The organism is Xanthomonas boreopolis, from assembly GCF_046529185.1.
Classification (GTDB): Bacteria; Pseudomonadota; Gammaproteobacteria; order Xanthomonadales; family Xanthomonadaceae; genus Pseudomonas_S; species Pseudomonas_S boreopolis.
Map to the genome: position 1 here is coordinate 4,236,838 of NZ_CP097162.1, position 17,022 is coordinate 4,253,859.

Sequence of the window (17,022 nt, forward strand, 5' to 3'; positions counted from 1 at the left end):
CGCGGCGAATGCCCCGGACTCGGCCGCGTAGCGGACGAGTGCGTCGTTTTCGGCCGCGGCAGGATGCCGCGTCCGAAAATCCCGCCGGCTCCGTGGACCCGCAGCAAAGCTGCGGGCGCGCAGGCGGGGTGTGCTTTCTTTTGGTCACTTTTCTTTACGCGGCACCTCCTTGTGCCGCGCCCTTCGGGCCGGCTTCGCCGTGCGGTGCCGCTCCTGCGGCGCGCGTGCACAAGCAAAGAAAAGTGACTCGCCAAAGGCGAAAGCTTTTGCCTTTCTCGCCAAAGGCCCCAAAAGCAACATCCATAGATGATCAGCCGTTCGGCTGCTGAAAAGCGCCTCCCGCTTTCGCGGGAATGACGGTAGTGGGGAATTCCGGGGAACAGTGAGACGGCGTGGGTCAGCCCGCCAACCCCTCAACCACCTTTCCCCGCGCACGCGCATCCAACCAAACCCCATTGCCCACCGTAAGCGTGCAATCCGCCAACGCCCGCGCCTGCGGCACCTCCGCCGGCACCACGCGATCGCCCAGGTACGCGTAGTCCGGCAACGCATGGACGAACATCCGGCTCACTCCCAGCCCCGCCGTCCACAACCTGCGCAGCGCCGCGTCCCGCCGCGTCCGGTCCGGCAGCCGCAACCACAGCACCGGCCACGTACCGCGTTCCCCGTCACGATCGCCGTAGACCGTCACGCCCGGCAACGCCGCCAGTTCCTCGCGCCAGGCCAGCGCCCGCTCGCGCGCAGCGTCCAGGAATCCCGGCAACCGCGGCACCGCATTGGCACCGACCGCGCGCCGCCAGCGGCCGACCCGGTGCACGGGGATGTCCGGACCGAACAGGTCGCCGACCGCGCGCACCGGGTCGCCTTCGCGCAGCGCGCGCCGCAGCGGCATGCCGTAGGCCAGCGCCAGCGCGCGCGGTCGGTACAGCAGCGCCAACCCGAGCAGCTCGGCGCTGCGCCGCAGCTCCCAGAGCGGTCGCGCCGGCACCCGCGCCAGCTCGCGCGCCAGCAGCACGCGCAGGTTCGGGTCGGTACTGACCAGCACGCCGCCTTCGTACAGCGACAGGCCCTTGCCCGCCGCCAGGCTGAAGAAGCCGATGTCGCCATGCAGCCCCACGCTGCGGTCGCCGACCCGGGCGCCCAGCGCCTGCGCCGCATCCTCGATCACCCACGCGCCGCAGCCATGCGCCACCGCGCACGCCGCCGCCACGTCGGCGATGCGGCCACCGAGATGGGTCGGCACCACCGCCAGCGTGCGTGCCCCGCAGGCGACGCGCAGGGCGTCCGGATCGAACTCGAAGTGGCCCGCGCGCAGGTCGCACAGGCGCAACTTCAGGCCCGCCGCATGCACCGCCAACGCCACCAGCGGGCAGGTGTAGGCCGGCACCACCACCTCGTCGCGCCCGGGCGCGAGGCGCCGCAGCACCCGCAACGACAGCAGCAGGGCGACCGTGCCCGAGCAGGTCAGCAGCGGCTCCGGCAATCCGAACAGCGCCTGCAGCCGTGCCTCCAACGCATCGCCGCGGCGCGGCCACAGGTCGCCGAGATGCAGCGGCAGGCCGGCGGTCGGCGGCAGCTCAGATCGCGGCATCGGCCATCGCCGCGTCGATGCGCTGCGATTCGGCGCGCGCCAGGCAGGCCACGCCGGCCAGGATCAGGCCGGCACCGAGCAGGTGCACGCCGGTCACCGGTTCGCCCAGCAGCCAGGCCGACAGCACCAGTACCGTCACCACCTCCAGGTGCGAGGCGGCGAAGGCCGGGCCGATCGGCGCGCGTTCCAGCAGCGTCATCCAGGTGAAGAACGCGCCGACGTAGCCCAGCAGCGAGCCGTAGATGTAGGGCTGCCCGAACAACCGCTCCAGCCACGCGACGCCGAACTCCAGCGGCAGCGCATGCGCGCCGGCCAGCTTGAAGCACAGCTGCGCCAGCGTGTCGAACGCCATCAGCAGCGGGAACCCGATCAGGTACAGCTTTCTCATCCGCCCACTCCCACGACCATCACGCCCAGGCCGATCAGGCTCATCCCGGCCAGCCGCAACGGCGTCAGCCGCTCGCCGAAGAACACCCGCCCGGCCAGCATCAGCGCCAGGATGTTGACCGAGCCGAGCAGCACCCCTTCCGACAACGGCACCAGCGACAGGAACGCGATCCAGGCCAGGAACTCGACCACGTAGCTGGCCACGCCGACCCACAGCCAGGGCCGCGCCAGGCGATGGCGCCAGCGCGCCACCACGTCGCCGCCGGCCGCGATGCCTTCCACCGCCGCGGTCTTGAACGCCAGTTGCCCGGCGGTATCGACCACCACGGTCAGCAGCCACAGCGTCGCCGCGAGCAGGCTCATGTCGGCACCGCGACCGGCAGCGGCAGGTCCTGCGCCTGGGTTCCATGGCCTTCCCCGGCGATGCGCCGGAAGAAGTGGGCGGTGCGGTCGGTCAACAGGCGCCGCTGCCGGTCCAGGGTCAGCATGTGGTAGCTGTCCTCCATCAGCAGGAACTCGGTCGGCCCGGACACGCCGTCCAGCACCCACTCGGCGTTGCGCAGGCTGGCCACGTCGTCCTCGGCCGCATGCGCCACCAGGCACGGCGCGGTCACCCGGGGCAGCGCGCGCCGCACCCGCGCCGACAGCGCGTACAGCTCGGCCAGCGCGTGCCAGGGATTGCCGGGCAGGCCGGCGACGCTGCTGTCCTCGCCCTGCATCGCCGCGCCGATCTGCGCGCGCAGGCGCTCGTCGCGCAACCCGTACGGCGGCTCCTCCATGAACATGCGGTGGCGGCCGATGCCGAAGCGCTTGAACCACGGCAGCAGGAACGAGAGGTGGCGCGTCCACGGGATGTTCCAGCCGTCGTAGCGGAAGGTGGCACCATAGACCCCGACGCCCGCCACCCACTGCGGCCGCTCGCTCGCCAGCAGCAGCGCCAGCAACGCGCCCATCGACAGCCCGGCGACGAACATCCGGTCGACCGTGCCGGCCAGCGCCCCGGCGGCGTTGTCGACGCTGGCATACCAGTCGCGCCAGCCGGTGGCGAGCAGGTCCTCCATGTCGCCGCAGTGGCCGGCCAGTTGCACGCCGTGCACGGTGAAGCCGGCGCGGTTCAGGCCCATGCCGACCCGGCGCATCTCCGCCGGGGTGCCGGTCAGGCCGTGGACGAGCAGCACGCCGAGGCGGCCGCCTGGGAAGAAGAATTCGCTGGAACGGATCACGTCGGGCACCTCCTGGAAGGCGGCCAGCATCCCCGTCGAGGTTTTCCCGAAGCTTTCGGCGGCGCGTCCGGGCGCGTGCGTTCAGGCGACGTATCGGTTTGCGGACGGATCGCGCGGCAACGGGAAACGGATCTCCACCCGCAAGCCGCCTTGCGCCCCCCGCAGGAACTCGACCGTGGCCTGGTGCCGGCTGGCGATGCCCTGCACGATCGCCAGCCCCAGGCCGGAACCGTCGCCGCCCGCGCCCGGTGCGCGGAAGAAGCGCTCGCCCAGGCGCGCCAGCAGCGCATCGGGCACGCCCGGGCCGTCGTCCTCGACGCTGAGCACCGCCTGCGCGCCGGCCGTGGCCAGCCCGACGGTGACGCTGTGGCCGGGCCCGGCATAGCGCAGCGCGTTGTCGATCAGGTTATCGAGCAGTTCCTGCAGGTCCGAGGCATCGCCGGGCACCACCAGCGCCTGCGGCTCCCCGCCTTCGGCCTGGTAGCCCAGGTCGACGTCCGCCGCCAGCGCTTCCGGCACCCGCGCCGCCACTGCCTGCGGCACCAGCCGGTGCAGTGCGACCGGCGACTGGGCGTCGGCGTCGCGGTGCGGCGACTGCACCCGGCTCAGCGCCAGCAACTGGCTGGCGGCGCGCGCCGTGCGCCCGGTCAGCCGGCGGATATGCGCCAGCGAATCCCGCAGCTGCTCCGGGTCGGCGCCCATCGCGCGCTCGGCATGCAACTGCAGGCCGGCCAGCGGCGTGCGCAGCTGGTGCGCGGCGTCGGTGATGAAGCGCTCGTGCAGCGCCAGCGTGCCGCGCACGCGCGCGAACAGCGCATCCAGGGTCTGGGTCAGCGGCAGGATCTCCAGCGGTACGTCCGGGCCGGTGACCGGCGCCAGCGCCTGCTCGCGCTCGGCCAGGCGCCGGGTCAGCGGATCGAGCACGCCCAGGCCGTGCCTGACCCCGAACCACACCAGCCACATCACCGCCGCGATCAGCACCGCCTGCACCGGCAGGGTCAGCTGCAGGATGTCGCGGGCGCTGCGCTGGCGGTCGATCAGGGTCTCGGCCACGGTCACGGTCAGTACGTCGCCGGCCTCGTAGGGCGAGGGCACGCCGATCGAGGCGGCGCGCAACCGCCGCACGCCGTCGTCGATGTCGTACAGCAGCGGCCCGGTCCCGGGTGCCGGCTGGTGGACCCGGTGCAACCCGGTATCGCCGTAGATCAGGCCATGCCGGCGGCTGGACACGGAAAAGTAGTTGGGGCCGTCGGGATCGTAGCGGAGCAGGAACTGCGCCTGCGCCGACAGCACCCGCTCGCCCGGGCTGTTGCGCAGCATCGCGGCCAGCGCGCTGAGGTCGTCGGTCAGATTCTTGTCGTGCGCGCGATTGGCGTAGCCGAGCGCCATCCGGTAGGTCACCGCCGCGTCCAATGCCAGCAGGATCAGCATCGGCACCGCCAGGAACAGCAGCAGGCGCCGGCGCAGGCTCGGCCGCGCCACCGCGCGCTCAAGGCTCATCGCCGCCATCCTGGCATTCCTGCAGCAGATAGCCGAGCCCGCGGATGGTCCGGATGCCCACGCCGCTGCCGTGCAGCTTGCGGCGCAGGCGGTGCATGGCGATGTCCAGGCCGTTGTCGCTGATCTCCTCGTCCCATCCGCACAGCGTCTCCACCAGCTGCGCCCGGCTGGTGACCCGCCCGGCGCGCACCGCCAGCGCATCGAGCAGCCCGAACTCGCGCGCGGTCAGCTCCAGCGCGTCCTCGCCCACCCAGGCGCGGTGGCCGGTCAGGTCCAGGCGCAGCCGGCCCAGCCGCAGCTCAGGCGCGCCCTGGCTGATCGCACGCCGCAGCACCGAGCGCACCCGCGCCTCGAACTCCTTCAATGCGAACGGCTTGACCAGGTAGTCGTCGGCACCGAGATCGAGCACCTGCACGCGCTCGTCCAGTCCTTCGCGCGCGGTGATCACCAGCACCGGGGTGTGGTTCCCGCGCCGGCGCAGCCGTTCCAGCACGCGCACGCCGTCCATCTCGCCGAGCAGGCCCAGGTCCAGCACCAGCAACTGGTAGTCGGTGCTGCGCAACGCGGCATCGGCGTGGCCGCCGTCGTCGACATGGTCCACCGCATGCCCCTGCTGGCGCAGCGCGGTCACCACCGCGTCGGCGATCGACGGCTCGTCCTCGGCGATCAGTACGCGCATGGCAGGGGTTCCGGATGCGGCGAGCGGCCGCAATACGGCCGTGCGGGAGAACGGGGCGGGACCGATGGGCGCATGGGAATCGGGCGATGTAACGGGTGCGGCACAGTCTGGGCGAAAGCGGATGCCTGCACATGCCGCGCCGCGATCCCCCATTCGGCACCGGTTTATCCCGGCGCCGCATGCGTGGCATTCGACAGGCGACGCCGCCGGACACGTATTTACCTTGGTGAAACATTTCGCGCGGACAATAAAAAGCCCCGCGGACCAGGGGGAGGTCGGCGGGGCCAGGGAACGGGAACTTGGGGAGGAGTTCCGTTCCGAGATCTGCTCCAGGGGATGGGAGGAGATCTACAGACAGGCGTTGCGCCTGTCGAGGGCTATAACACCACTCCGCACATTGATGGATCGTGAAGATTCCGGTTAAGAAATCGTCGGATTAAGGACGGATTCATTCCGACGCCGCTGCGCCGATCGCTTGCATGGCGCCAGGCCCACTGCTTGCTGGCATCTCGCTTCGGCGCTTTTGCACGGGCAAGGAAAAAGTGGTTCGCCAATAAGAGCGAAAGCCATTTCTCCGGAAACTTTTGTTTCTGAAAACGGAAACAAAAGCCAACTCACCGCCCGGCAAGACCGACCTGTACCGGAATCCCGCCCACAACGAGCGAAGCGCCCGTCCCCGCCGCCGGGGACAGGGCTCGCCGCGCCTTAATGCGCCTCGTCCCAGTTGTCGCCCACGCCCGCATCGACCACCAGCGGCACCCGCAACCGCGCCGCGCCGGCCATCCGCTCGACCACGTTGCGGCGCAACTCCTCGACAAAGGCCTCCTCGACCTCGAACACCAGTTCGTCGTGCACCTGCAGGATCATCAGCGCGGGGCTTTCACCGGACTCGTTGCGCTGCCCGGCCAGCCAGCCGTCCACCGCCACCATCGCGCGCTTGATGATGTCCGCCGCCGTGCCCTGCATCGGCGCGTTGATCGCGGCGCGCTCGGCGCCGGCCCGTTGCGCCTGGTTGCCGCTGGCGATGTAGTCCAGGTACAGGCGGCGCCCGAACACGGTCTCCACGTAGCCCTTCTCGCGCGCCTGCTGGCGGGTGTTCTCCATGAAGTCGCGCACGCCCGAGAAACGGCTGAAGTACAGCGCGATGTAGTCCTGCGCCTCGCCGCGGCCGATGCCGAGCTGGCGCGCCAGGCCGAACGCGCTCATCCCGTACATCAGGCCGAAGTTGATCGCCTTGGCGGCGCGGCGCTCGTTCGCGGTGACCTCGTCGATCCTGCGCCCGAACACCTCCGCCGCGGTGGCGCGGTGCACGTCGGCGCCGGACTCGAACGCGGCGACCAGGCCCGGGTCGCCGGACAGGTGCGCCATGATCCGCAGCTCGATCTGCGAGTAGTCGCAGGCGACCAGCTTGCGTCCCGGCGGGGCGACGAAGGCGCGGCGGATACGGCGGCCGTCGTCGGTGCGGATCGGGATGTTCTGCAGGTTGGGGTCGGACGAGGACAGCCGCCCGGTGGCCGCGCCGGCCTGGTGGTAGCTGGTGTGCACGCGCCCGGTCTGCGGATGGATCATCTCCGGCAGCTTGTCGGTGTAGGTGCTGCGCAGCTTGGCCAGGCCACGGTATTCCAGGATCACCCGCGGCAGCTCGTGCTGGTCGGCGATCGCCTCCAGCGCCTCCTCGTTGGTGGACGGCTGGCCCTTGGGCGTCTTCACCACCGCCGGCAGCTTCAGTTCGTCGAACAGCAGCGCCTGCAACTGCTTGGGCGAATCCAGGTTGAACGCGCGCCCGGCCAGCTCGGTGGCCTTCTGCTGCGCGGCCAGCATCCGCCGCGACAGGTCCGCGCTCTGCCGGCGCAGCTCCTCGGCGTCGACCTGCACGCCGTTGGCCTCGATCCGTTCCAGCACCGCCACCAGCGGCATCTCGATCCCGCGGTAGACCGACTCCAGGCCCGGCTCGGCCGCCAGCTTGGGCGCCAGCACGCGGTGCAGGCGCAGGGTGATGTCGGCGTCCTCGGCGGCGTAGCGGGTCGCCTCGTCCAGGCCGACGTGCGAGAACGGGATCTGCTTGGTGCCCTTGCCGGCCACGTCCTCGTACTTGACCGTCTCGTAGCCGAGGTAGCGCTTGGCCAGGCTGTCCATGTCGTGGCGGGCACTGCCGGAATTGAGCACGAAGCTCTCCAGCAAGGTGTCGTCGGCATAGCCGGCCAGGGCGATGCCGTGGCGGCGCATCACGTGCAGGTCGTACTTGCCGTGCTGGCCGAGCTTGCGCACCGAGGCGTCTTCCAGCAGCGGGCGCAGCAGGTCCAGCGCCTGCGCACGGTCCAGCTGGGCAGGCGCGCCGGGATAGTCGTGGCCCAGCGGCAGGTAGGCCGCCTTGCCCGGTTCGGCGGCGAAGCTCAGGCCGACCAGGTTGGCCTGCATCGCGTCGAGGCTGTCGGTCTCGGTGTCGAAGGCGAACTGGCCGGCCTCCCGCAGGCGCGCGATCCAGGCCTGCAGCTGCGCGGCGGACAGGATCGTCTCGTACTCGCCGGGCGCGGACAGCGCCGGGTCGAGGTCGGCCGCGGTGGCCGGCACCGGCGCGGCGACGAAGCCGGTGCCGCGCGCGCGCCCGGGCTCGGTCTCGCCGACCGCCGGCGCCGCGGCGCCGCCGTCCAGCTCCTTCAGCGCCTGGGTGAACCCGTAGCGCTGGTACAGCCCGCGCAGCGCCTCGGTGTCGCGCTCGCGCAGCACCAGGTCCTGCGGGCGCTTGTCCAGCGCCACGTCGGTCTTGATCGTCACCAGCTCGCGGTTGAGCGGCAGCCGCGGCAGCGCCGCGCGCAGGTTGTCGCCGATCTTGCCCTTGATCTTGTCCGCGTTGGCGACGATCGCGTCGAGCGAGCCGTATTCGCCCAGCCACTTGGCCGCGGTCTTGGGCCCGCACTTCTCCACGCCCGGCACGTTGTCCACCGCGTCGCCCATCAGCGCCAGCAGGTCGACGATCTGGCCGGGGTTCACCCCGAACTTGCCGAACACCGCCGCGTCCGAGTCCATCCGGCTGCCGCTCATCGTGTTCACCAGTTCGATGCCGGGCCGCACCAGCTGGGCGAAGTCCTTGTCGCCGGTGGAGATGGTCACCGCGATGCCGTCGGCCGCGCCGGCCAGCGCCAGCGTGCCGATCACGTCGTCGGCCTCCACCCCGTCCACGCGCAGGATGTCGATGCCGAGCGCGTGCACGATCTCGCACATCGGCTGCACCTGCGCGCGCAGGTCGTCCGGCATCGGCGGCCGCTGCGCCTTGTATTCGGGGTAGAGCTCGTCGCGGAAGGTCTTGCCAGGCGCGTCGACCACGAAGGCGACGTAGTCGGGCCTTTCCTTCAACGTCGCGCGCAGCATGTTGACCACGCCGAACAGCGCGCCGGTGGGCTCGCCCTGGGCGTTGCTCAGCGGCGGCAGCGCGTGGAACGCGCGGTACAGGTAACTGGACCCGTCGATCAGGACTAATCTGCTCATCGCGCCATTCTACGCGGCCGCCCCGCGCACGGCCGCGGCGACAGCGCGCATAATCGCGGGTACCCCGCATGGAGTCCCGACGATGAAACGAGCGAGCCTGCTACTGGCGCCCCTCCTGTTGCTGGCCGGCTGCGCGACCCTCGGGTCCGACGGCGCGCCGCTGGACCTGCGCGACGCCGACATTTCCAGCAAGACCATGGACAACGGCGACAAGATCGACGAGTACCGCGTGGCCGGCCAGCTGCGCATGGTCAAGATCACCCCGGTGCGCGGGGCGCCCTATTACCTGTACGACAAGGACGGCGACGGGCATTTCGACGGCGATCGCAACGGGGTGTCGCCGGTGTACTGGAAGCTCTACAGCTGGTAGGGGAGCGCCCTTTGCCGGAGCCCAAATCTAGAGATAACTCTCGGCGGTTTCCATCAACGCCACAATGTTGATCAGAAACGAGACCGGAAGATGTTTGGACAGCGCAAACATCCTGGACTCAAGGCTTGATCGGGCACTCCCATCATGGCTCGCCGACGATATCTCATGGCCGGTGAGAAGCCAGGAGAGACTCACGCCCATAATCCGACTCATGTCTTGGAGATGGCTGACGGTCGGGGAGAATCCCTGTTCCCGCTCCCAGTGGCCGACCGTGGATCGGTTGACGTGCAAAGCCCGCGCTAGATCCGTCTGGGACAACCCGCTGCTTACCCTGGCTGAACGGATTCGTCCGGACAGCGTATCAACAGGCATATCCATAACATATCTCCAATCCAGCGACCATCCTCCCCGCCTGCGAGTCTCCAAAATCGGCGCCTTGCAGTCAACTGCGGAATGGCGCCGCCTGAGCTGCTAGGCCGCTTCGCTTCTGGTTGAATCATTAGAATGGCGCCCACCTCACCCGCCGCTGTGCACAACACAGCAGCAGGCTTGCCTGCACGGCATTGACGTTGATGTACTCGAGTTGGCTGCAGCGTTGTTCAACAACTAAGGAAAAGCTGATGAAGATCGAAGACGCTCCCGAGATTCTTCCTTTCCAGTCGCCGGCAGAGGAAGTCGCCAACTTCCTAATGGGCTTTGCGCTGGATTTCGACGCGCGAGAGCTGTTCGAACAGGATAAGGCAGCGTTCCTGAAGACAAGCGATCTTACCAGGGAAGCCCAGGCGATCCTGGCCGAACCCAATGCCAACACATTCCTCGGCAAGCTCAATGCAACAGAAGTTGCCGCTGCCATTGTCGTGCTCATTCTTGAAACCGTAACGACAGACATCATCGTTCTATAACAAGGAAGAACATCCGAACATCTCTTGGATAGAGGAATGACAATGCCACATGGATCTTTGTATGTCGTTGGAACCGGCATCCAGGCCCCTGGCCAGATCACTCTCGAGACCGTGGAGGCAGTCAAACGGGCCGATAAGGTGTTCTACCTTGTCCCGGATCCATTTGCCAAGAAGTTCGTCACCGGCCTGAACGAGAATGCCGAAGATCTGCACCATTTCTACGTGAACGGTCAGCCTCGCATCATCACCTACGACAACATGGTCGACAGGATCCTGTCCGAAGTACGTGCTGGCAAGCGAGTTGTGGCCGCGTTCTACGGCCATCCTGGTGTGTTCGCCTATCCCTCCCACAAGGCGATCCACGTGGCACGCTCCGAAGGCTTCACCGCACACATGCTCGCTGGCGTTTCTGCCGAAGACTGCATTGTCTCCGATCTCGGGCTGGATCCTTCCATCGGCTGTCATTCGTATGAGGCAACCAGTTTCATGGTCAGGCCCGTTCCCGTTTTCACTTCCTGCATGTTGATCCTGTGGCAGGTGGGCGTGATCGGGGATCTCAAGTACACACCGAAGTCCAGCGCCCCTTCGGATGGAATGAAGAAGCTGCAGGAGCGTCTGCTTGAATACTATCCTGAGGACCACGATGCGATCATGTATGAAGCATCGTTCTCTCCAGCATGGAAATCGCGCGTCGACGTAGTACCGATTTCCGAACTTGGGGATCTGCCAGTGAACGGAATTTCGACCCTGGTCATTCCACCGTCCACTACATTGCCCATTGATCGTGAAATCGCAGCGATGATTGGCATCGAAGCTAGCCAAAGCGGGCAATCGACGCATTCAACCTCGTTGAAGCTTTATCGTGGTGTCGCGACGAATCGTGTCGCCTGACGTGGGGCCCCGGCTTGCCGATCATTGAGCTCAAAGAAGTGACCCAGCGCTACGGTAGTAAGGTAGCGCTCGAGAATGTCTCACTGATGGTTGCCACCGGGACATTCTTCGCCTTGCTGGGTCCCAATGGAGCCGGTAAAACGACCACCATCCGCCTGATGTCGACGCTGACGCGCCCCACCTCTGGCTCGGTGGTGGTAGGCGGCTGCGATGTCGTCAAGGATGCCATCGGCGTTCGTCGCCAGATCGGCGTGGTCTTCCAGAACAACTCACTGGATGACGAGCTCACGGTGGGCGAGAACCTGCATGTTCATGCGTTGATTCAGTCATTGGATAGCCGAGATGCCGCCCGGCGCAGCGAGGAGTTGCTGGAACTGGTCGGCATGGCGGCACACAGGCGGAAGATCGTCAGGGGGCTGTCGGGAGGCGAAAAAAGGCGTATAGAGATCGCACGTGCGCTCCTGCACCGGCCGAAGATCCTTTATCTGGACGAACCCACCGTCGGTCTGGATGCGCAAGTCAGGAACGTGCTATGGAGTTATCTCAAGCAGTCCTCGGCAACAGAGGGCGTCACAGTCGTGTTCACCACACATTACCTGGAGGAAGCCGAAGCGAACGCCGACACGGTGGCAGTGATCAAGGGCGGCCAACTGCTGGCCTGTGACACGGCCCATGCATTGCGTCAGGCCCATGACGCAAACGGACTGACCGAAGCCTATCTCAGGATGACGGGCGGAGCACCCGCATGAGCATCCTCAAGCCTATCCAGGGCCTATGGCTGCGTGACATCAAGAAGTTCAGTCGAAGCCGCTGGAAGATCATGAGCGGGCTGGCCCAGCCCGTGCTGTATCTGGTCGTGATGGGCATAGGCATGGACAATGTGTTCCAGGCTGCTGGCTACGGCAGCTACTCCCGCTTCCTGTCGCCTGGCGTGGTGGCCATGGCCGTCATCACCGCTTCGTTCATCAGTGGGTTCTCGGTGCTTTGGGACCGGAAGTTCGGCTTCCTCAAGGAGACGCTGGTCGCTCCGGCTGCACGCTGGCAGTTGGTCGTGGGTCGCTGCTTGGGCGCTGCAACGACGGCTGCACTTCAAGCCTCGCTCATTCTGGTGCTGGTATATCTCATGCTGGGGCAATGGCCCGGCGTGCTTGCCGTGATCAGGATGGAAGCCGCCATTCTCGCGGTCGGTTTCCTGTTCGCAGTCGCCGGGGCATTCTGTGGCGCCGTGATCGATGATTTCCAGGCGATCCAGGTCATCATCAGCTTCATCCTCATGCCGCTGATCTTTCTGTCCGGCGCACTATTCCCGATCCCGCAAGGCGATAGCGAAGGGCTGGTAACCTTCATGAAGCTCAACCCTGTCACCTACATGGTCGATCTGATCAGGCACGCAATGGGTCTATCGGGCAGCTTCCCGCTATCCGTATCGGCTGCCGTGTACGGAGGGCTGCTCGTGGCCCTGCTGGGCTTGTGCATCCGTGCCTTCATGAGGATCGACGCTTCCTAGTTCTCGTCCTGCCTATTCCACGCGGCTTTGCCTCCCCCCGGCAAAGGGGGGAAGGCATGTGCGCCTACAGCCACCTCAGCGTACCACCAGCACCGGCACCGTGCTGCCGGTCAGCACCTCGATGGTCTGGCTGCCCAGCAGCACCCGGCTCATGCCGCGGCGACCGTGCGAGGTCATCACGATCAGGTCGCTGCCGCAGTCCTTGGCGGTCTGCAGGATGCCTTCGGCGGCGTAGCGGTCCAGTACATGGTGGGGAGTCGCGGCTACCCCGGCCGCGCCGGCGGCCTCCAGCGCCGGCTTGAGGATGGCCTGCGCGCCTTCCTCGCGTTCCTTCCTGTACTCGGGGCTGGCCTCGTAGCCGACGCTCCAGCCCATCGCGTCGTACATGCCCATGGCCCAGGGCTCGGACACGGTGACGAGGTCGACCGCCGCGCCGGTGTCCTTGGCCAGGGTCAGGCCCTGCTGCAGACCGCGGTTGGCCAGTTCGGAGCCGTCGATGGCGATCAGGATGCGCTTGTACATGTCGATCTCCGGTTACGCCGTCGATGACGGCGGCCTACCATCGCACACCCTGCCTAAAGGCAGCGTTGATCCCGATCAAACGACCGTCAGGTTGGCGTAGGCCATCACCAGCCACTTGGCGCCGTGTTCGTCGAACTGCACCTGCACGCGGGCGTGCGCGCCGCTGCCCTCGTAGTCGGTGACCACGCCGTTGCCGAACTTGGCATGCACCACGTTGGCGCCGAGCCTGATCGGCGCGGCTTCGACCACGCCGTGCACCGGCCCGCGCACCGCGCCCAGCGAGGCCTGGCGCGAGACCTGCACCTTCGGGCGCACCTCGTGCAGCAGCTCGCGCGGGATCTCGCGCAGGAAGCGCGAGGGCACGTTGTAGTTGTCCTGGCCGTGGATGCGGCGCGACTCGGCGTAGCTGAGCACCAGCTTCTGGCGGGCGCGGGTGATGCCGACATAGGCCAGCCGGCGCTCCTCCTCGAGCCGGCCGCTCTCCTCCAGCGAACGCGCGCTCGGGAACAGCCCGTCCTCCAGCCCGACCAGGAACACCAGCGGGAACTCCAGGCCCTTGGCCGAGTGCAGCGTCATCAGCTGCACGCCTTCCTCGCCGGCCTGGGCCTGGCCCTCGCCCGCCTCCAGCGAGGCGTAGGACAGGAACGCGACCAGCTCGGTCATGCCCTGGACCTCCTCGTCGCCCTCGGGCAACACGAAGCGCGAGGCCACCGAGACCAGTTCGTCCAGGTTCTCGGTGCGCGATTCCGAATCCAGCCCGCCGCGGCTCTCCTTCGACCAGTGCTCGCGCAGGCCGGAGCGCGCCAGCACGTGGTCGATGCGCTCGGACAGGTGCATCTGCGCGCTTTCCGCGCCGAGCTGCTGGACCAGGTTGAGGAAACCGGCCAGCGCGTTGCGCGCGCGCGCGGCCAGTCCGGACGACTGGGTGCAGGCCATCGCCGCCTCCCACAGCGACAGCTGCTGCGCACGCGCCAGCCGCCGCACTTCGTCCAGGGTGCGCTCGCCGATGCCGCGCGCCGGGGTGTTCACGGCGCGCTCGAACGCCGCATCGTCGCTGCGGTTGGCCAGCAGGCGCAGGTAGGCCAGCGCATCCTTGATCTCGGCGCGCTCGAAGAAGCGCATGCCGCCGTAGACGCGGTACGGGATCTGTTCGGACAGCAGCGCCTCTTCGAACGCGCGCGACTGCGCGTTGCTGCGGTAGAGCACCGCGAGCTCGCCGTAGCTGCCGCCGTCGCGCACCCACTGACGCGCGCGCTCGACCACGTAGCGGGCCTCGTCGACCTCGTTGTAGGCCGCATACAGGTCGATCGGCTCGCCCTCGCCGGACTCGGTCCACAGCTGCTTGCCGATGCGGTCCGGGTTGTGCGCGATCACCGCGTTGGCGGCGCCGAGGATGTTGGCGCTGGAACGGTAGTTCTGCTCCAGCCGGATCACCTGCGCGCCGGCGAAATCCTTGAGGAAGCGCTGCACGTTCTCGACCTTGGCGCCGCGCCAGCCGTAGATCGCCTGGTCGTCGTCGCCGACCACGAACACGTGGCCGGAATCGCCGGCGAGCACGCGCACGAACGCGTACTGGATCGCGTTGGTGTCCTGGAACTCGTCCACCAGGATCTCGCGGAAGCGCGCGCGGTAATGCGCCAGCAGCGCCGGGTTGTCGCGCAGCAGCTCGTGCGCGCGCAGCAGCAGTTCGGCGAAATCGACCAGGCCGGCGCGGTCGCAGCGTTCCTGGTAGGCGGCGTAGATGCGGCGCTGGGCCTCGGTCCAGTCGTCGCGCGCCTCCGGCTGGATGTGCTCCGGCCGGCGGCCCTCGTCCTTCTGCGCGTTGATCCACCACATCGCCTGCTTGGGCGGGTAGCGCGACTCGTCCAGCTCCAGCGCCTGCACCGTGCGCTTGACCAACCGCAGCTGGTCGTCGCTGTCCATGACCTGGAAGCCTTCCGGCAGCTTCGCGTCCTGCCAGTGCAGCCGCAGCAGCCGATGGGCCAGGCCGTGGAACGTGCCGATCCACATGCCGCGGCTGCCCTGCCGCAACTGCAGGTCGGTGCGCTGGCGCATCTCGCCGGCGGCCTTGTTGGTGAAGGTCACCGCCAGGATGCCGTGCGTGGGCACGCCGTGGACTTCGTTCAGCCAGGCGATGCGATGCGTGAGCACGCGCGTCTTGCCGGATCCGGCGCCCGCCAGCACCAGATAGTGCCCGGGAGGAGCGGAAACGGCCTCGCGCTGGGCGGGGTTCAGGTGATCGAGCAAATGAGAGACATCCACCCGCGCATTTTACGCGAAGCGGGACCCGGGACCCGGCGGAGCGGCAAGCCAACTCAGGAGGGTGTTGTGGGAGGGACTTCAGCCCCGGCAAGGCTTTACCGAGAAAGCGGAGTGGGGTCCGGGCACCCGGATTCCGGAAGAGCGACAAGCCAGCTCCGGATCGGGTGTCGTTGTGGGAGGGACTTCAGTCCCGACAAGGCTTGCCGGCCACCTGTCGGGACTGAAGCCCCTCCGACGGGAAGCGAAGAACTGCAAAGGAGCATCGGATCGCCCGGCAACCGAACCCAGGCAAAGATGCTTTCCCGGCCCGGCCTCACAACGCCAGCAATCCCCTCGCCACGTCCCGCGCCTGCTCGCGCAGCTCCGGGATCGCCAGGCTCTCCCACAACCGGCCGATGCGCAGGCTGCCGATCACCCGGATGCGCGGGTCGGCCTCGCCATCGGCATCGACCAGGCATCCCTCGTCGTCGGTATCCACGCCGATGCCATGCGGCCCCGCCACCGCGAGGCCGCTGCCCAGCAGCTGCTGCAGCAGCGGATTGCGCATCGCCTGCACCCGCATCTCCACGCCGGTGGCGTTGACGACCTGGTGCGCATCCAGCTGCAACATGCCGCCCTGCGCGGAACGCGCGCCCAGCTGCACGCAATTCGCGACCGGGAACACCGTGTCCAGGCGCGCGCGGTGCACGCGCAACTGGCCGCTGGCCTGCATGCCGCGCAGGCGCGCATGGACTTCCGGCGCGATCCGGTGCCGGTGCACGTCCCAGTAGCGCACGACATGGCGCAGGAAGCGGCGCTGGTCGGCGCAGGACAGCGACCGCCACAGCGCCTGGCCGTGCGGGCGCAGCGCATCCATCACGCTCTGCCACGGCGTGCCGAGGGCGGCCGCGGCGCGCGCGCGCGCGCGCAGCGCACGCATGCGCCTGCGCAACGGCATGGCCAGCAACGCCTGCACGTCCAGGTCGGCAGCAGCGCCTTGCGCGTGCGGCAACGGCATCAAGCCGTGGCGCGAGACCACGTGCACCGGCCCGCGATGGCCGCGCGCATGCAGCGTCACCACGCTGTCGGCCATGCTCAGTCCGGAGCCGACGATGCATACCGCCGACTCGGGCGGTATCCCGGCCAAGGCCGCGCTGTCCCACGCCTCCACGAGGTGCCGCCGCTCCAGGCCGGTGGCGCCGCGCGCCGGCAGCGGCCGCAGCGCGTTGCCGACCGCCAGCACCACGCGCCGGGCCCGCAGTTCGCCCTGGCCCGCGAGCCGCAGTCTCATCGCGCCGCCGGCCTTCTCCAGCTCGACCACGCGGTCGTGGATCGCCTCGAACGTCGCCACGCTGCCTTCCCGCGCTTGCCGCAGGCGTTCCCGCAGGTAGTCCGCGTAGGTCCGGCGCGCGACGTAGCGCTGCTCCAGCCGGGAGTCCGGCGCCTGCCCCGGATCGGCCCGGCCTTGCAGGAACGCCACGAAATCGCCCGGCAGCTCCGGGAACGCGCTCATCTTGCCGGCCGGAACGTTGAGCAGGTGCTCGTCGCGGCGCGTCGAATAGGCCACGCCTTCGGCCAGCGCCGCCGCCGTTCCCACCATGACGACGTGGACCGCACTGCGGGCCTGCCGCAACAGCTGGATCGCCGCGAGCACGCCGGAGGCGCCGCCGCCGATGAGGGCGATATCGCAATCGCGGCCGGACATCTGTTCGTTCATCCCCGC

At 68.3% G+C, this 17,022-nt stretch carries 16 protein-coding genes; 5 read left to right on the forward strand and 11 right to left on the reverse strand.

Features of this window, described 5'->3' with window-relative positions; translation table 11 throughout:
• Nucleotides 1-397 precede the first annotated feature (397 nt).
• From M3M27_RS19000 to polA, 7 genes are all read right to left on the reverse strand, one after another.
• A complete protein-coding gene (locus tag M3M27_RS19000) occupies nt 398-1,591 on the reverse strand; it encodes a DegT/DnrJ/EryC1/StrS family aminotransferase (protein ID WP_434026628.1) in 1,194 nt (397 codons plus the stop codon).
• Nucleotides 1,578-1,979, reverse strand: a complete 402-nt coding sequence (locus M3M27_RS19005) for a DMT family transporter (RefSeq protein ID WP_434026629.1) — start codon at nt 1,977-1,979, stop codon at nt 1,578-1,580. Before M3M27_RS19005 ends, M3M27_RS19000 begins: the two co-directional genes overlap by 14 nt.
• On the reverse strand, nt 1,976-2,341 hold the full coding sequence (locus M3M27_RS19010; RefSeq protein ID WP_140727568.1) for a hypothetical protein: 366 nt from the start codon (nt 2,339-2,341) through the stop codon (nt 1,976-1,978). The genes M3M27_RS19005 and M3M27_RS19010 overlap by 4 nt, the downstream gene beginning before the upstream one ends.
• Nucleotides 2,338-3,201: an alpha/beta hydrolase gene (locus M3M27_RS19015; protein WP_434026630.1), complete on the reverse strand. Its 864-nt coding sequence runs from the start codon at nt 3,199-3,201 to the stop codon at nt 2,338-2,340. Before M3M27_RS19015 ends, M3M27_RS19010 begins: the two co-directional genes overlap by 4 nt.
• Nucleotides 3,202-3,282: 81 nt before the next feature.
• Nucleotides 3,283-4,701 (reverse strand): ATP-binding protein, encoded by a 1,419-nt coding sequence (locus M3M27_RS19020; protein ID WP_434026631.1) that lies wholly within the window; start codon nt 4,699-4,701, stop codon nt 3,283-3,285.
• Nucleotides 4,691-5,380 carry a response regulator gene (locus M3M27_RS19025; protein WP_140727564.1) on the reverse strand — a complete coding sequence of 230 codons (690 nt, stop codon included), beginning with the start codon at nt 5,378-5,380 and terminating at the stop codon, nt 4,691-4,693. The genes M3M27_RS19020 and M3M27_RS19025 overlap by 11 nt, the downstream gene beginning before the upstream one ends.
• Nucleotides 5,381-6,085: 705 nt before the next feature.
• Nucleotides 6,086-8,866, reverse strand: a complete 2,781-nt coding sequence (gene polA, locus M3M27_RS19030; protein ID WP_434026632.1) for a DNA polymerase I — start codon at nt 8,864-8,866, stop codon at nt 6,086-6,088.
• An 82-nt stretch (nt 8,867-8,948) separates the two neighbouring features.
• Between polA and M3M27_RS19035 the strand changes: the two genes are divergently transcribed.
• Entirely contained in the window at nt 8,949-9,236 is a 288-nt protein-coding gene (locus M3M27_RS19035; protein WP_434026633.1) for a DUF2782 domain-containing protein, read from the forward strand.
• A gap of 27 nt (nt 9,237-9,263) precedes the next feature.
• On the opposite strand, the gene M3M27_RS19040 is transcribed toward M3M27_RS19035, so the two are convergent.
• Entirely contained in the window at nt 9,264-9,614 is a 351-nt protein-coding gene (locus M3M27_RS19040; RefSeq protein WP_434026634.1) for a helix-turn-helix domain-containing protein, read from the reverse strand.
• Between the two features lie 242 nt (nt 9,615-9,856).
• Here M3M27_RS19040 and M3M27_RS19045 point away from each other — a divergent pair, with 242 nt between their 5' ends.
• The 4 genes from M3M27_RS19045 to M3M27_RS19060 are packed head-to-tail and all read left to right on the forward strand — an operon-like array spanning nt 9,857 to nt 12,536.
• Nucleotides 9,857-10,138: a hypothetical protein gene (locus M3M27_RS19045; protein ID WP_434026635.1), complete on the forward strand. Its 282-nt coding sequence runs from the start codon at nt 9,857-9,859 to the stop codon at nt 10,136-10,138.
• Nucleotides 10,139-10,174: 36 nt separating this feature from the next.
• Nucleotides 10,175-11,029, forward strand: a complete 855-nt coding sequence (locus tag M3M27_RS19050; RefSeq protein WP_434026636.1) for an SAM-dependent methyltransferase — start codon at nt 10,175-10,177, stop codon at nt 11,027-11,029.
• A 38-nt stretch (nt 11,030-11,067) separates the two neighbouring features.
• Nucleotides 11,068-11,778 carry an ABC transporter ATP-binding protein gene (locus M3M27_RS19055; RefSeq protein WP_434026637.1) on the forward strand — a complete coding sequence of 237 codons (711 nt, stop codon included), beginning with the start codon at nt 11,068-11,070 and terminating at the stop codon, nt 11,776-11,778.
• Nucleotides 11,775-12,536, forward strand: a complete 762-nt coding sequence (locus tag M3M27_RS19060; protein WP_434026638.1) for an ABC transporter permease — start codon at nt 11,775-11,777, stop codon at nt 12,534-12,536. The genes M3M27_RS19055 and M3M27_RS19060 overlap by 4 nt, the downstream gene beginning before the upstream one ends.
• 75 nt (nt 12,537-12,611) lie before the next feature.
• Here the strand turns inward: M3M27_RS19060 and M3M27_RS19065 are convergent, their stop codons facing one another.
• From M3M27_RS19065 to M3M27_RS19075, 3 genes are all read right to left on the reverse strand, one after another.
• Entirely contained in the window at nt 12,612-13,058 is a 447-nt protein-coding gene (locus M3M27_RS19065) for a universal stress protein (RefSeq protein ID WP_434026639.1), read from the reverse strand.
• Nucleotides 13,059-13,133: 75 nt separating this feature from the next.
• A complete protein-coding gene (gene uvrD / locus M3M27_RS19070) occupies nt 13,134-15,320 on the reverse strand; it encodes a DNA helicase II (RefSeq protein WP_434026640.1) in 2,187 nt (728 codons plus the stop codon).
• A gap of 313 nt (nt 15,321-15,633) precedes the next feature.
• Entirely contained in the window at nt 15,634-17,016 is a 1,383-nt protein-coding gene (locus tag M3M27_RS19075; RefSeq protein WP_140727553.1) for an FAD/NAD(P)-binding protein, read from the reverse strand.
• Between the last annotated feature and the right edge of the window lie 6 nt (nt 17,017-17,022).

Coding starts and splice junctions, on each gene's coding strand:
- M3M27_RS19000 (WP_434026628.1), bottom strand. CDS start 1,591: ATGCCGCGATCTGAGCTGCCGCCGACCGCCGGCCTGCCGCTGCATCTC.
- M3M27_RS19005 (WP_434026629.1), bottom strand. CDS start 1,979: ATGAGAAAGCTGTACCTGATCGGGTTCCCGCTGCTGATGGCGTTCGAC.
- M3M27_RS19010 (WP_140727568.1), bottom strand. CDS start 2,341: ATGAGCCTGCTCGCGGCGACGCTGTGGCTGCTGACCGTGGTGGTCGAT.
- M3M27_RS19020 (WP_434026631.1), bottom strand. CDS start 4,701: ATGAGCCTTGAGCGCGCGGTGGCGCGGCCGAGCCTGCGCCGGCGCCTG.
- M3M27_RS19025 (WP_140727564.1), bottom strand. CDS start 5,380: ATGCGCGTACTGATCGCCGAGGACGAGCCGTCGATCGCCGACGCGGTG.
- polA (WP_434026632.1), bottom strand. CDS start 8,866: ATGAGCAGATTAGTCCTGATCGACGGGTCCAGTTACCTGTACCGCGCG.
- M3M27_RS19035 (WP_434026633.1), top strand. CDS start 8,949: ATGAAACGAGCGAGCCTGCTACTGGCGCCCCTCCTGTTGCTGGCCGGC.
- M3M27_RS19040 (WP_434026634.1), bottom strand. CDS start 9,614: ATGGATATGCCTGTTGATACGCTGTCCGGACGAATCCGTTCAGCCAGG.
- M3M27_RS19045 (WP_434026635.1), top strand. CDS start 9,857: ATGAAGATCGAAGACGCTCCCGAGATTCTTCCTTTCCAGTCGCCGGCA.
- M3M27_RS19050 (WP_434026636.1), top strand. CDS start 10,175: ATGACAATGCCACATGGATCTTTGTATGTCGTTGGAACCGGCATCCAG.
- M3M27_RS19060 (WP_434026638.1), top strand. CDS start 11,775: ATGAGCATCCTCAAGCCTATCCAGGGCCTATGGCTGCGTGACATCAAG.
- M3M27_RS19065 (WP_434026639.1), bottom strand. CDS start 13,058: ATGTACAAGCGCATCCTGATCGCCATCGACGGCTCCGAACTGGCCAAC.
- M3M27_RS19075 (WP_140727553.1), bottom strand. CDS start 17,016: ATGAACGAACAGATGTCCGGCCGCGATTGCGATATCGCCCTCATCGGC.